Source organism: Campylobacter coli LMG 9860 (genome assembly GCF_000254135.1).
GTDB lineage: Bacteria > Campylobacterota > Campylobacteria > Campylobacterales > Campylobacteraceae > Campylobacter_D > Campylobacter_D coli.
Genome location: NZ_AINS01000019.1, coordinates 1 through 13,825, shown reverse-complemented (window position 1 = coordinate 13,825; position 13,825 = coordinate 1). Strand labels below are relative to the sequence as shown.

Genomic DNA, 13,825 nt, shown 5'->3' with positions numbered 1-13,825 from the left:
TTTTAAAAAAATGTAAATTTTATAAAAAAATATAAAATTTATTACAAATTGTAATAAATATGAAATTAATAAATATGTTATAATTTAACTATAAAAATATTTTAAGAAATCAAAACAATGCAAGAAAATACTCAAAGACATATACAAAATATAAAAATATCAGCTCTAAGCGGTGTGGGAATAATTTTTATGCTGATATATTTTTTATCCTCTTTTTTTATCATTGTTGTATTTAAAATGAAAAAGATAAAATGAGTTTTTAAGCAAGGAAATTCCTTGCTTGAATTTAATCTTTTCTTGTTTTTGCATCCACTATAAATAAAGGTTTGTTAAGAAGTTTAAACTCACTGATAACATTCAAAGTCTTATCGCTTGTTACCCATTTGATAAATTTGCTAGCCTCTGTGTAATTTACATTTTTACAATGCTTTGGATTTGTAGCGATTATAGAGTAGAAATTTTTAAGATTGTTATCGCCTTCATTTACGATCACTAAATTAGGATTGCCTTTTTCATCGGCTTCGTATTTGATATAAGTGCCACGATCGGTTAAAATCACGCCTTTTTTTTCTTCTGCGATTTTGATACTTGCTAACATTCCTTGTCCGCTTTGTTGATACCAGCTTTCTTTTTCGGGTACACCACCAAGATCTTTCCAAAGAGCTTTTTCTTTGTTATCAGTGCCTGATTTATCGCCTCTTGAAATGAAAGTAAGTTTTTCATTTTTGATAAGTTCTAGGCTTTCTTTTAAAGTTTTATCTTTAAATTTAGGAGCTAAAGATTTATCTGCGATAATGATAAAATCATTATACATTACAGGCGTTCTATCTACGCCAAAACCTTTGCTCACAAAGTCTTTTTCTGCTTTTGGAGAATGCACAAAAAGCACATCAGCATTGCAATCTTCACCCATTTTTAAAGCCGCACCCGTTCCTACAGCGACCCATTTTAAGGTATTGCCACTTTCTTTTTCATAGAGCGGCTTTAAAGCATCTAAAAGTCCTGTGTTATCGGTGCTTGTTGTAGTTGCCATTCTAAGTTCTGCTGCGCTTGCACTTAAGGCTAAGGCAAGAGCTAAAGAAATGATTTTTTTCATTTTGTCTCCTAATTAAAATTTTACTTAAAAAATATTGTAACATAATTATGCTAAAATTACTTATTTAAAATAAGGAAACTTTTTGGATTATATCTTAGAAGGCTTTACTCAAGCTCTATTTTTGCTTTTTAACGCTGATGAAAGCGTTATTTCTGCAATCAAAACAACACTTTTTAGCTCCAGCATTTCTATCGTTTTATCTTTGATTGTAGGTTTTCCTTTGGGCTTTGCTTTAGGTTTTTTTGAATTTAAATTGAAGCGTTTTATAAAACTTATAGTTGATACCAGTCTTTCTTTTCCTACGGTTGCGGTTGGGCTTATACTTTATGCTTTGATTTCAAGCAGAGGGCCTTTGGGGGATTTAGGCTTGCTTTTTACTGTAAAAGCATTGATTTTAGGGCAGTTTGTTTTAGCTCTTCCTATTGTTATCGCACTTTTTTCTAATTTGATAGAAAATATGAATAAAAAGCATTTTTTACTCATCAAATCTTTACATTTAAGCCCTTTAAAGCTTGTGATGACTATCATTTATGAGTTGCGTTTTGCTCTAGTAAGCGTTGTGGCTTTAGCTTATGGCAGGATAGTTGCTGAAGTAGGAGTAGCGATGATAGTGGGTGGAAATATCAAATACGATACTAGAACTATTACCACAGCCATTTCCCTTGAAACCAACAAAGGTGAATTTGCTAGCGGTATTGCTCTTGCTTTAGTTTTGATTTTCATCGCTTTTATTTTAAATTTTATTATACACAAACTCAAAAGATATTAAATGATAGAACTTTGTAATTTTAAATTTAATTATGGACAAAAAAATATTTTAAATATCAAACACTTATGTTTAGATACTGATAAAATCAGTATTTTAATGGGTTCAAATGGAAGTGGAAAATCTACACTTTTAAGAATACTCAAATTTCTTGAAGGAGAATTTGATAATATCACTTATTTTGGCAATAAGCATTTAAATTCAGATGAAAAACGCCAAATTTACTTACTATTTCCCGAGCCTGTCTTTTTAAATCGCAGTGTAGAAAAAAATTTTTATTTTTTGTTAAAAACTTATAAATTAGACAGCAAAGAGATTAAAAAACGCCTTAATGAGGTTTTAAATTTACTTGAAATTGATAGAAGTTTGTTAAAAAAATATCCTAGCGAGCTTTCATCTGGACAAGGGCAAAAAATAGCATTTGCTTTAGCTTTAAGTGTTAGAGCGAAGTATTATTTACTTGATGAGCCAAGTGCTTTTTTGGATAAAGATACGATGATATTGTTTAAAAAAGCTATTTTATATATGCAAAAAACATACAAAAGTGGTTTTTTAATCGCTAGTCATGATAAAAATTTCTTAGACTCTTTGGCGCAAAAAAAATATTATTTGCATGCAGGAGAGATTTTAGAATTTGAAAATACAAATATTTTTGAACTCGAAAACAAAGGTGTGAATTTTAGTAATTTTATAGATTTTAGTATGTGTAAAAACTATATTTGCAAAGATGAAATTTCAAACAAAATAGCTATCGATCCTTATAAAATTTCTTTTTTATATCCTGATGATTTTTCCAAACAAACATTTGATTTTATACTTCAAAAATGTATCATCATAGCACTTAGAACAAGAAAAGAATTTGTTTTTATCAGAGTGGAGTGTGGAGGTAAAATTTTAGAATTTGCCTTAGAATCAGAGCGATTTAAACAAGAAAAACTAAGCTTGTATCAAGAACTTTGCTTAGTTTTTAATGAAGAGGCTATTTGTTTCTTAAATTAACATAATTTAGAAATATTTTCTTTAATTTATTACAAATATTCACATTTTTGTAATTTTCTTCATTAATTATTTTTAAATTTGTATAAAACACAAAAAAAGTCTTATATAATGTTTATAAATAACTTAAAGAAGGAGGATTTATGCGTTATCAAAATACTCAAGGACTTTTTAAACCTAACAAACAACTTTCTCGCAACGCAAGAATAAAAAATTTATGCGAATATTATGACTTATGCGATGAGGTAAGGGAAGATTTTGAAGGTTTTTGGAAAAGACAAGCTCTTGAAAAAATTGATTGGTTTTCGCCTTTTTCTCGTGTTTTAAATGATGATAAAGCCCCATTTTATAAATGGTTTAAGGGTGGGACTTTAAATGTAAGTTATCAGTGCTTAGATCGCCATATGAAAACAAGACGCAATAAAGCTGCTATTGTTTTTGAAGGGGAAATGGGTGATTATGAGGTTTATACTTATCGTAGATTATTGCATGAAGTTTGCAAGGCGGCAAACTTACTTAAACGCTTTGGTGTAAAAAAAGGCGATAGGGTTATAATTTATATGCCTATGATTCCAGAAACGGCTATTGTTATGTTAGCTTGTGCAAGAATTGGAGCTATTCATAGTGTGGTATTTGGAGGCTTTTCGCCTGAAGCTTTAAGAGATAGAATTATAGATGCAGGAGCTAAACTTGTAGTAACGGCTGATGGTGCTTTTCGTCGTGGCAAGCCTTATATGTTAAAACCTGCTGTTGATAAGGCTTTGAGTGAGGGTTGTGAAAGTGTAGAAAAAGTGCTTATAGTTATACGCAATAACGAACCTATAGAATATGTCAAAGGAAGGGATTATATCTATAATGAGTTAGTAAAAAATGAATCTTATAAATGCGAACCTGAAATTATGGATAGTGAAGATTTGTTATTTTTACTTTATACTTCAGGTTCTACGGGCAAGCCAAAAGGAGTAATGCATGCAAGTGCAGGTTATATACTTTGGGCGCAAATGACTATGGAATGGGTATTTGATATAAAAGATTATGATAATTATTGGTGTAGTGCGGATGTGGGTTGGATCACAGGACATACTTATGTTGTTTATGGCCCTTTAGCATGTGGAGCAACTACTATTATGCATGAAGGAACGCCTACTTATCCAAATTCAGGGCGTTGGTGGAGAATGATAGAAGAGTATCAAGTGAGCAAATTTTATACTTCGCCTACTGCTATAAGAATGCTTCATGCAGATGCTCCTGATGAGCCTAAAAAATATGATTTAAACACTCTTGAAGTGCTTGGAACTGTTGGAGAACCCATCAATCCTAGCGCTTGGCAGTGGTTTTATGAAAATATAGGAAATTCAAAATGCTCCATCGTTGATACTTGGTGGCAAACTGAAACAGGAGGGCATATGATAACACCTTTACCTGGAGCTACTCCTTTAAAACCAGGTTGTGCTACCTTGCCTTTACCAGGAATTTTTGCAGAAGTTATTGATGAAGAGGGTAATGTAAAAGATGTGGCTGAAGATGGCTTGCTTTGTATTACCAAGCCTTGGCCTTCGATGATTCGTGGAATTTGGGGAGATGAAAACCGCTATATAGAAAGTTATTTTTCACAAGCCAAAAAAGAAGGAAAGCCAGTTTATTTTAGCGGGGATGGGGCTTTTTATGATGATAATGGCTATATTACTATCACGGGAAGAACTGATGATGTGGTTAATGTTGCAGGGCACCGTATAGGAACAGCTGAAATAGAAAGTGCCATCGCTAAACATCCAAGCGTAGCAGAATCAGCAGTTGTAAGTGTGCTTGATGCGATTAAGGGTGAGTCTTTATTTGCTTTTGTGGTTTTAAATCCAACTTCAAGTTGTGATTTAGGAGGGGCTATAGAAACCTTAAAAGAATTAAATGATATTTTAAGAGCAGAGATTGGACCTATAGCTAAGATCGAAAAAATTCTTTATACTACAGGCTTGCCTAAAACAAGAAGTGGTAAGATCATGAGAAGAATTTTAAGAACCATAGCAAGGGGCGAGGAATTAAAACAAGATATTTCAACTCTTGAGGATTCAGGAGTGGTTCAAAGTATTATCGATGCAGCTAAGACAGGAATTCAATAAGGCAAAAAATTCTTTGCCTTATTTTTAAATACATGTTAAACTTAGTTTTGATTTATTTAAAAATTGTAGTTTTTGGTTATAATACCAAAAACAAATAAAGGATAATGATGCTTCAAACTTGTATTTTTCCTGCAGCAGGATATGGGACTAGGTTTCTACCCGCAACCAAAGCTTTACCTAAAGAGATGTTGCCTATACTTACCAAACCTTTGATTCATTATGGAGTAGATGAGGCTTTAGAAGCAGGTATGGATAATATGGGTTTTGTTACAGGTCGTGGAAAAAGAGCTTTGGAGGATTATTTTGATATTTCTTATGAGCTTGAGCATCAAATTTCGGGTACAAATAAAGAGTATTTGTTAAAAGATATCCGCTCTTTAATTCATCGTTGTACTTTTACCTTTACAAGACAAAATGAAATGCGCGGGCTCGGCGATGCGGTATTAAAGGGTAGGCCTTTAGCAGGCGATGAGGCTTTTGGTGTGATTTTGGCTGATGATTTGTGTATCAATGAAGAGGGTGTTAATGTGATGGCACAAATGGTTAAAATTTATGAAAAATATCGTTGCACCATCATAGCTGTTATGGAAGTTCCAAAAGAGCAAGTATCAAGTTATGGAGTGATTGCAGGAAATTTCGTAGAAGAGGATTTGATCATGGTAAATTCAATGATAGAAAAACCATCTCCTCAAGAAGCTCCAAGCAATCTTGCTATCATAGGAAGATATATTTTAACTCCTGATATTTTTGGAATTTTAGAAAATACTAAAGCAGGAAAAAATGGAGAAATTCAACTCACAGATGCACTTTTAACCCAAGCGACTAATGGTATGGTTTTAGCTTACAAATTTAAGGGAAAACGCTTTGATTGCGGAAGTGTAGAGGGCTTTGTAGAGGCTACAAATTATTTTTATGAGAAAAGTAAATGTTAAATAATACTCTTTTTTTTAAAGAAAGTGAAATTCGCACTATAAGTTCTTATGCAAATCGTATCAATGATGAAGTAGAAAGTGGGGATATAGGGTATTATCATCTTATCGATACAAGTTTAACCTTAATAGACGAAAGCTTAAATTTCATACAAGATAAAGAGCATGTAAAAAATATCGTTTTAGTGGGTATGGGTGGTTCAAGTTGCGGTGTTAAAGCTTTGCGTGATATGCTTTTTGATGAAAAAAATAATCAAAGAGAACTTTTTATACTTGATAATACCAGTTCGCACTCCTTTAGCAGGACTTTAGAGAAAATCAAGCTTGAAGAAAGTTTGTTTTTAATCATCAGTAAAACAGGTAGCACTATAGAAGTAGTATCGCTTTTTAAGCTTCTTATAGAACATTTTAAACTCGATATACAAGAATTAAAAAAATACTTTATTTTTATCACAGATAAAGATTCTAAACTGCATAAAGAGGGTGAGAATTTAGGCATCAAATGCTTTTTTATCCCTGAAAATGTAGGAGGGCGTTTTAGCATACTTTCAGCTGTGGGTATAGTGCCACTTTGTTTTTGTGGTTATAATGCTAAAGCTCTTTTAGAAGGAGCTAAGGCATGCTTTGAAGATTTTTTTATACATAAAAAAGATGAAATTTTGCAAAAAGCTTATCATTATTGTACTCACAAAAGTGCAAGTATCAATGTACTTTTTTCTTACAGCGATGCTTTTAAGGGTTTTAATGAATGGTATATCCAGCTTATTGCTGAAAGTTTGGGTAAAAAACAAGGCTACAAACGCATAGGTTTAACTCCTATCGCTCTTATAGGAGCAAGGGATCAGCACAGCTTTTTACAACTCATTATGGATGGGCCAAAAAACAAAACTATTACTTTTTTAAAAATCAAAGATAGTCAAAAGGCTCCGGTTATACCCGATATCCATTTTAAATTTTTAGATGATTTGAGCAATAAAGTCAATTTACACGATCTTTTAAATGCTCAATGTGACGCGACAATGCATGCTTTAATTGCTGAAAATTTAAGTGTCGATATAATAGAGCTTGAAAAATTAGATGCATGGCATGCGGGATATTTGATGTATTATTATGAGCTTTTTACTTCGGCTTGTGGGGTAATGCTAGGAATTAATACTTATGATCAGCCTGGGGTTGAGGTTGGGAAGTTGATTTTAAAAAATATTTTAAAATCATAGTAAATTTTAAATAAAAAGAGTATAATAGAAATAAGTAAAATTAATAATAAAAATTTTTAACTAATAATAATTATTATTTAAGAATTTTATGTTATAATTTTAAAAATTAAAAAAAGGAGTTAACATGTCAGTAACAAAACAATTATTACAAATGCAAGCAGATGCCCATCATTTATGGGTTAAATTTCACAATTATCATTGGAATGTTAAGGGTTTACAGTTTTATTCAATTCATGAGCACACTGAAAAAGCTTATGAAGAAATGGCAGAACTTTTTGATGATTGTGCAGAAAGAGCTTTGCAACTTGGTGAAAAAGCTATCACTTGCCAAAAAACTTTAATGGAAAATGCAAAAAGTCCAAAAGTAGAAAAAGATTGTTTCACTCCAGTTGAAGTGATGGAGTTGATCAAAAAAGATTACGAATATCTTTTGGCAGAATTTAAAAAATTAAACGAAGAAGCTGAAAAAGCTAGCGATACTACTACAGCTGCTTTTGCTCAAGAAAATATAGCAAAATACGAAAAAAGCCTTTGGATGCTTTCTTCAGCTTTACAAAATACTTGCAAAATGTAATTTCAAGGGGCTTTTTGCCCCTTTATGATTTAAATCAATTTTTAGAACTTTCTCATAAAAAAACTTAAATTCTCAAGAGTCAAATTTAAAGAAAAATTTATATTTTGATTTTAAGCAAAATAAAAATACTCTAATACATTTATATCATTACGCCTTACTTTCTCATGCTGCTTATCTTAATTTAAATACAACAGATATTTTTTTAAATATAGATAGAAAAACATTGTTTAAGGTTTTAACTCATAATATTTTTCAAAAAGAATGCGTTATAATAGGAAAATTTGAGCCTTTGATGGCATTTTATTTTATTAAGCGATTTGATTTACTTGCTCATATTAATGAAGATTATCTTGATTCAAGGGGTGGGTTTAGAGCAAGTTTATTTCAAAACAAGGAAAATAAAGAATTTATTTTAGCTATCGCAGGAAGTGATTTAAGACCTTTAAAATTTGATATTGGAGATTTGATTAGTGATTTTATACTTCTAAATGGAAAAATTCCTAAAAAACAATTTGATTCTTTGTTAAAATTTTATACACTAATAAAAAAAGAATTTTGTTTTGGTAAAATTACTTTAGTAGGACATTCTTTAGGTGGGCATTTAGCACAGCTTTTTGTTTTAGATTTTGCCTTAGAAGTTCAAAATATTTACACTTTTCAAGCCCCAGGTATTGCTAAAAAAATACTAAAGGACATCAAAAATGAAGCTTATATCCAAAAAATTTCTTATCATTTTCATACTTGTGGTGATTTTAAAAAAATGCATGGTATAAATTTAATTTTGTTCAAAATTTGCATTCTAAAATAGGATATCCAATTTGGCTAAATATAGGAAATAAATTCCATCATCCTAAGATTTGTCCCAAGATATTGCATAAGGTTTTAAATATGTTATAATTTTCCTTTTTAAAAGGATAATATTTGAAAGTATTAAATTTTTTTTACGAAAATCATCCCAAATTTGAAATAAGCTATGAAAGAAAGGTACAAATTCCTCTTTGTAATATCATCATCAAAGGGCCAAAATTTAGCGGTAAAAAAACCTTGATTTTTAACTATTTATCCCAATTTAAGCCCAATGAAATTTTATTTTTAAATTTGTATGATACTCGTTTTGAAAACCAAAGCTTAGGGCATCTTTCAAATTTTTTAGAAAAAAATGTCCAAATAAAATTCCTTTGCATATATAATGTCGAATTTGCCTTAAATTTGCAAGATATTAAAATTCCTATCATCATAAGTACAGATAAAAAAGATTTGCATATCGAAGGATTTCAAGAGCTTGAGCTTGATTATTTTGACTTTGAAGAATTTGTAAGTATCAGTAGAAAAAACTTACCGATAAATAATCTAGTGGGACTTTTTTTACAAAGTGGGCGTAGTAAATTAGGCGAAAAAAATACACTTTTAAGACAAAATTTTAACACTCTAGAACTTGAAATTTTAAAATACTTAGCTTTAAATTTAGGACAGCAGATCAGTATTTCCAAGCTTTTTTTAGAGCTTAAAAAAAAGCTAAAAACATCTAAAGATAGCGTTTATCACACCATAAAAGAGCTTGAAAATACCTATATCATCCATCCTATAAGCCACGATGAAAAAAAGCTTCAAAAAATTTATTTTAGGGATTTTGGCTTAAGAAACAATCTATGCATACAAAAAGATTTTGCTCATTTGTTTGAAAATCTTATTTTAAATGAGCTTTTTAAATTTAAACAAGAATTTTTTTACAATAAATTTTTTACATTTTATAGTAAGGTTTCAAAAATCGCATATATTTCCAGTCCGACGCTAGATATAGACTTGATCAAATTGCGCGCTAAGAAAATCCTTTCTAAGAGTTTGGAGCTTGGGATTTTTCATGTGGTTTTCATCACTCTTTCGAGCGAAGATAGCTTTTTTGAGCAAGGGGTGAAATTTGAAGTTTTGCCTTTTGATAAATTTTCACTTGGCTTTTAGCTAAGACTAGAAAGATTTTGGAGTATCGTATCGCTCAAGATCGTATCGTTGGATGATTTTAGTAACGATATTGATATAATAACCCTTGCGCTCGGAGTAAGAATCTAAAGTTTTAATAGCCTCTAGTCCTGTTATTTCTTTGCCTTCGCTTTCAAATTTAGCTCTTTCGTTGCGAAATTCCTCATAAGCAAAGTGCCGATTTAAATTCAGCACATAAGAATCCACACTATCTTGCAAGCTATCAAAAATTCTAATTTTATGTTTTTTATCAGGATATCTTAGATCAGGGATTAAGCCCTTTTCTCCCCAGGTCCATTCTCCAAAAAGATTATTTGCCTCTCTTGCAAAACGGCTTGTTCCCATAGCACTTTCGACCAAAGCTTGGGCTATACCCATGGATTTCGGAATTTTTTGAATGCGTTTTTTGTATTCTGTAAAATCATAAAGATTTTCAACGCGGTATTTGTTTTTAAGATTGATTAATTTTTCTAGATTGTTTTGGTTTGAATTTCTAAGTCCATTTTTATACGCATCGTAAAAAAAAGCTTCTACAAAAGCCCTTTCTTTGGCTATTTCTTCAAAGCTTTTATCAAACATTGCATTCATTTTGGTGAAAAATATTTGTCTTTTTTGCTCTACATTGAGTTTATAATACTCCTCTCCAAAGCCATTTTTAAGCTCGCTATTGCCAAAAAGAGGGAGTAAATAAAAACTAAGAAAAATTATAATTCGCTTCAAAGCAATATCTCACTTTTCCCTTAAAAAATAATTCTTCATTTTCGAATTTAAAACTTAGCTCTTCACCGCTTTTTGGAATCACTCTAGCTTGATTGTGAATTTTTTTATTTAAGAATGCAAGATAAAAACAAGCTCCCATGCCCGTGCCACATGCTTGCGTTTCATCTTCTACGCCTCTTTCAAAAGTGCGAACTCTTAAAGTATTGTCGTTTTCAACTTTTACAAAATTTACATTGGCATTATATTTTTCTCTCATTTGTTTGCAAAGCTTAAGATCAAACTCATCCAAATTTTCACAAAAATGCACCAAATGTGGAACTCCCGTATCGCAAAGTTGCCAGTTTTTTTCACACTCACTAAAGGCATCTTGTATGTTTTTTATCTTCCCTAAAGAAACTTCTACGCTATTATTATCAACATTTGCTTTTATAACTCCTGCTCCGGTAAGAAAAGCCATATGGGGTTTGATACCATTTATATGGTGTGCAAAATGCGCTGCTGCTCTTGAGCCATTTCCGCACATTGAAGCTGTTGAGCCATCATTATTGTAAAATTCCCATTCAAAATCGTATTTTTTATGAGGTAAAATTACTATAAAACCATCTGCACCTATGCCTTCATAACGATTGCAAAGTTCTTTAGCTAAAGCACTTCTGTCTTTTTTTTCACTTGCATTTATTATCACAAAATCATTGCCACTTGCGCAATATTTATAAAACTTCACATTTTTCCTTTAGAAATTTCTTGTATTACTTTAACACATTCTTGCCTAAAATCGGCATAAGAGCCAGTATTTTTAATGATAAAATCTGCTTTTTTAAGTTTTTCTTCAATATCTATTTGAGAATCAAGCCTCGCTTTTGCAGCTTCTAAGCTTAAATTATCTCTTTGTATGATTCTTTTTAGGCTGAGTTCTTTAGGAGCATAGATTAAGATCACTTTTCCCAAACCATCATAAGCACCGCTTTCAAAAAAAAGAGGAATTTCTACAAAAAAAGGTTTATTTTCTTGTTCTAGAATTTGCATTTGTTCTAAAATTTGAGCACGAATTTTAGGATGGGTGAAATTTTCTAATATGGTTTTGGCTTCTTTGTTTTGAAAAACAATTTCTCCAAGAATTTTTCTATCTATCTTGCCCTCTGCTTTCAATAAATTTTTTTTATGAAATTTAGAGAAAATTTGAGCCAGTTCCAAAGCATATTTATCTAAAATTTCGTGAGCGATACTGTCTGCACTAATGCTTTTAAAGCCCAAAGAATTTGCTATTTCTATAAAAGTGCTTTTTCCACAGGCTATAGAGGCGGTTACAAAAAAAGCGTTTTTCATCTTATGCCTTATTAAAACTTTTTTCGTTAAAATATCTTTTTAGTTCTTAAAGGAAAATAAATGAAAATTTCATACGAAGATGCTGGAGTAAGTATAGATAATGGCAATGCCTTTGTAGAGGCGATCAAACCTTTGGTAAAAGAAACCTTTAACGATAAAGTTGTAGGAGGTATTGGCTCTTTTGCTGGAGCTTTTAGAATGCCAAGTGGCTTTAAAAATCCTGTAATTTTGGGGGCTACAGATGGTGTTGGGACTAAACTTCGTTTGGCTATTGATGCAAAAAAATACGACACCATAGGGCAAGATTTAGTAGCAATGTGCGTGAATGATTTGATTTGTAATTTTGCTACTCCTTTGTTTTTCTTGGATTATTACGCTACAGCCAAGCTTGAAGTAGAGGTTGCAAAGTCAGTTGTGGCAGGCATTGCCGAGGGGTGTAAAATGGCAAATTGTGCTTTAATAGGCGGAGAGACTGCCGAAATGCCTGGAATGTATGCAAAAGATGATTTTGATCTTGCGGGTTTTGCAGTGGGCATGGCTGAAGAAGATGAGATCGATAGAAGTAAATTTGTTAAAAATGGCGATATTTTGCTTGCTCTTCCTAGTTCAGGACTTCATTCAAATGGCTATTCTTTAGCAAGAAAAGTACTTTTTGAAGGTTTAAAACTGAAATTTGATGATAAGATAGAAGGTAAAAATTTAATCGATGTTTTATTAGAGCCTACAAGAATTTATGTACGCGATTTTCTTACTTTAAAGCCTTATATCAATGCTTTAGCACACATCACAGGGGGTGGTTTAGTAGAAAATTTACCACGCGTTTTACCTCGTGGTATGGGAGCAACTATACGCAAACATCATCTTAAAACCCCTGAAATTTTCTATACCATAGGACAAGCTGTAGAAGAAAGTGAAATGTATAGAAGCTTTAATATGGGTGTAGGCTTAGTAATGGTTGTAGATCCTTCTAATGTAAGTAGGGTTTTAGAAAATTCAGATGCCTTTATTATCGGCGAAATTTGCATTAATGAAGGTATTGTTTTAGAGTGAAAAGAATTTATTTTTTTAAGATATTTTAAGAGTAAATTAAAAAAATAATAAGGAAAAGTGATGAAAAATATTGTCTTTCATTCGGATGGTTTTGGAGATTTATTAGTTTGTTTTAAGGCTTTGTATGCTATAAAGCAACTCTATCCAGAGTATAAATTATTTTTATTAACAAATGGATTAATGGAAAGTGATTTTTTAGAAAAAATTCCATTTATTGATGAAGTTTTGATTTATAAGGATGATTTTTTAGAAAAAATTCAAAGCAAAAATCCAGTAATTTTTATTACCACGCGAAGACAAGGTTTATATTTTAAAAAATTAAAATTTTTAAATGTTCAAAAATGTATAGTATTCCCTCATCTTATTAGTATAATTTCTAAAAATTTAACCACACCTTTACCATTTTTTAGAGCTAAAAAACATATGAGTGAAATTGTTTTAAAATTGGTTAGGATGATTAATACTAGGCATTTTGATAAAAATTTTAATCAAATTGATTTTTCTAAAATTAAAAATTTATTACCTTATGATGCAAGATTAAGTGATAATTTTTTTAAACAAATTGATACAAAATATGAAAAAATTATAGGTATTAATGCTTTTTCAAATAATAGCGAATATAGAGGATTTAATTTTTTTATAAAAGATTGGATAGGGCTTGCAAGGCAACTTTCTTTAAAATATCCTAAATTTTTATTTATACTTTTAAATTTTAGTACGAATTCTATTCAGTATAATATTGATCAGAATGCAAATTTGAAAGTTTTCTGTAATAATAAAAATATTGCTTCTTTGGTAAGTATTTCTCAAAAGCTAGATTTTTTAATTACTGTTGATACTGGAAATTTACATCTTTGTGATATTTTACAAATTCCTACTTTGGCTTTTACAAGTAGTCTTGCAGCTTATAGATTTGGAGGTGGAAGTTATGGAGGTAGATTTGATAAATTGATAGTAAAACCAGCTTGGCAAAAAGAATATAGAAAAATTTATGAAATTTTTACTAAAAAAGCAGAAAATAATTTAGAAAATTTATAGTTTTTATAAAATAATAAAT

General features: G+C 30.8%; 14 protein-coding genes. 10 read left to right on the top strand and 4 right to left on the bottom strand.

Annotation, left to right across the window (positions count from 1 at the left end; all coding sequences use genetic code 11):
* Nucleotides 1–286: 286 nt before the first annotated feature.
* Nucleotides 287–1,096 (bottom strand): tungstate ABC transporter substrate-binding protein TupA, encoded by an 810-nt coding sequence (gene tupA / locus CCO88_RS03280; RefSeq protein ID WP_002809548.1) that lies wholly within the window; start codon nt 1,094–1,096, stop codon nt 287–289.
* Nucleotides 1,097–1,178: 82 nt separating this feature from the next.
* Here tupA and tupB point away from each other — a divergent pair, with 82 nt between their 5' ends.
* The 8 genes from tupB to CCO88_RS03240 all read left to right on the top strand — a co-directional run bounded on the left by tupB (nt 1,179) and on the right by CCO88_RS03240 (nt 9,654).
* A complete protein-coding gene (tupB, locus tag CCO88_RS03275) occupies nt 1,179–1,865 on the top strand; it encodes a tungstate ABC transporter permease TupB (RefSeq protein ID WP_002779509.1) in 687 nt (228 codons plus the stop codon).
* Nucleotides 1,866–2,861, top strand: a complete 996-nt coding sequence (tupC, locus tag CCO88_RS03270; RefSeq protein ID WP_002787662.1) for a tungstate ABC transporter ATP-binding protein TupC — start codon at nt 1,866–1,868, stop codon at nt 2,859–2,861.
* A 140-nt stretch (nt 2,862–3,001) separates the two neighbouring features.
* Nucleotides 3,002–4,975 carry an acetate--CoA ligase gene (gene acs / locus CCO88_RS03265; protein ID WP_002839391.1) on the top strand — a complete coding sequence of 658 codons (1,974 nt, stop codon included), beginning with the start codon at nt 3,002–3,004 and terminating at the stop codon, nt 4,973–4,975.
* A 107-nt stretch (nt 4,976–5,082) separates the two neighbouring features.
* Nucleotides 5,083–5,907, top strand: coding sequence for a UTP--glucose-1-phosphate uridylyltransferase GalU (galU, locus tag CCO88_RS03260; RefSeq protein WP_002779506.1), 825 nt, complete (start codon nt 5,083–5,085; stop codon nt 5,905–5,907).
* Nucleotides 5,901–7,121, top strand: a complete 1,221-nt coding sequence (locus tag CCO88_RS03255; protein WP_002784137.1) for a glucose-6-phosphate isomerase — start codon at nt 5,901–5,903, stop codon at nt 7,119–7,121. Before galU ends, CCO88_RS03255 begins: the two co-directional genes overlap by 7 nt.
* A gap of 124 nt (nt 7,122–7,245) precedes the next feature.
* A complete protein-coding gene (locus CCO88_RS03250) occupies nt 7,246–7,695 on the top strand; it encodes a Dps family protein (RefSeq protein WP_002785825.1) in 450 nt (149 codons plus the stop codon).
* A gap of 223 nt (nt 7,696–7,918) precedes the next feature.
* Entirely contained in the window at nt 7,919–8,503 is a 585-nt protein-coding gene (locus CCO88_RS03245; protein WP_002799969.1) for a lipase family protein, read from the top strand.
* A gap of 113 nt (nt 8,504–8,616) precedes the next feature.
* Nucleotides 8,617–9,654 carry a DUF4143 domain-containing protein gene (locus tag CCO88_RS03240; protein ID WP_002781001.1) on the top strand — a complete coding sequence of 346 codons (1,038 nt, stop codon included), beginning with the start codon at nt 8,617–8,619 and terminating at the stop codon, nt 9,652–9,654.
* 6 nt (nt 9,655–9,660) lie between these two features.
* Here CCO88_RS03240 and CCO88_RS03235 read toward each other — a convergent pair whose 3' ends face one another.
* Genes CCO88_RS03235 through coaE form a run of 3 tightly spaced genes read right to left on the bottom strand, consistent with a single transcriptional unit; the run spans nt 9,661 to nt 11,718 of the window.
* Entirely contained in the window at nt 9,661–10,392 is a 732-nt protein-coding gene (locus CCO88_RS03235; RefSeq protein WP_002790275.1) for a glucosaminidase domain-containing protein, read from the bottom strand.
* Complete coding sequence (dapF, locus tag CCO88_RS03230) at nt 10,367–11,116, bottom strand: diaminopimelate epimerase (RefSeq protein WP_002792038.1); 750 nt, start codon at nt 11,114–11,116, stop codon at nt 10,367–10,369. The genes CCO88_RS03235 and dapF overlap by 26 nt, the downstream gene beginning before the upstream one ends.
* Complete coding sequence (coaE, locus tag CCO88_RS03225) at nt 11,113–11,718, bottom strand: dephospho-CoA kinase (protein WP_002799970.1); 606 nt, start codon at nt 11,716–11,718, stop codon at nt 11,113–11,115. Before coaE ends, dapF begins: the two co-directional genes overlap by 4 nt.
* A gap of 60 nt (nt 11,719–11,778) precedes the next feature.
* On the opposite strand from coaE, the gene purM reads away from it, so the two are divergent.
* Nucleotides 11,779–12,768, top strand: coding sequence for a phosphoribosylformylglycinamidine cyclo-ligase (gene purM, locus CCO88_RS03220; RefSeq protein WP_002839387.1), 990 nt, complete (start codon nt 11,779–11,781; stop codon nt 12,766–12,768).
* A gap of 60 nt (nt 12,769–12,828) precedes the next feature.
* Nucleotides 12,829–13,806, top strand: coding sequence for a glycosyltransferase family 9 protein (locus tag CCO88_RS03215; RefSeq protein ID WP_002779495.1), 978 nt, complete (start codon nt 12,829–12,831; stop codon nt 13,804–13,806).
* The last annotated feature ends 19 nt before the right edge of the window (nt 13,807–13,825 follow it).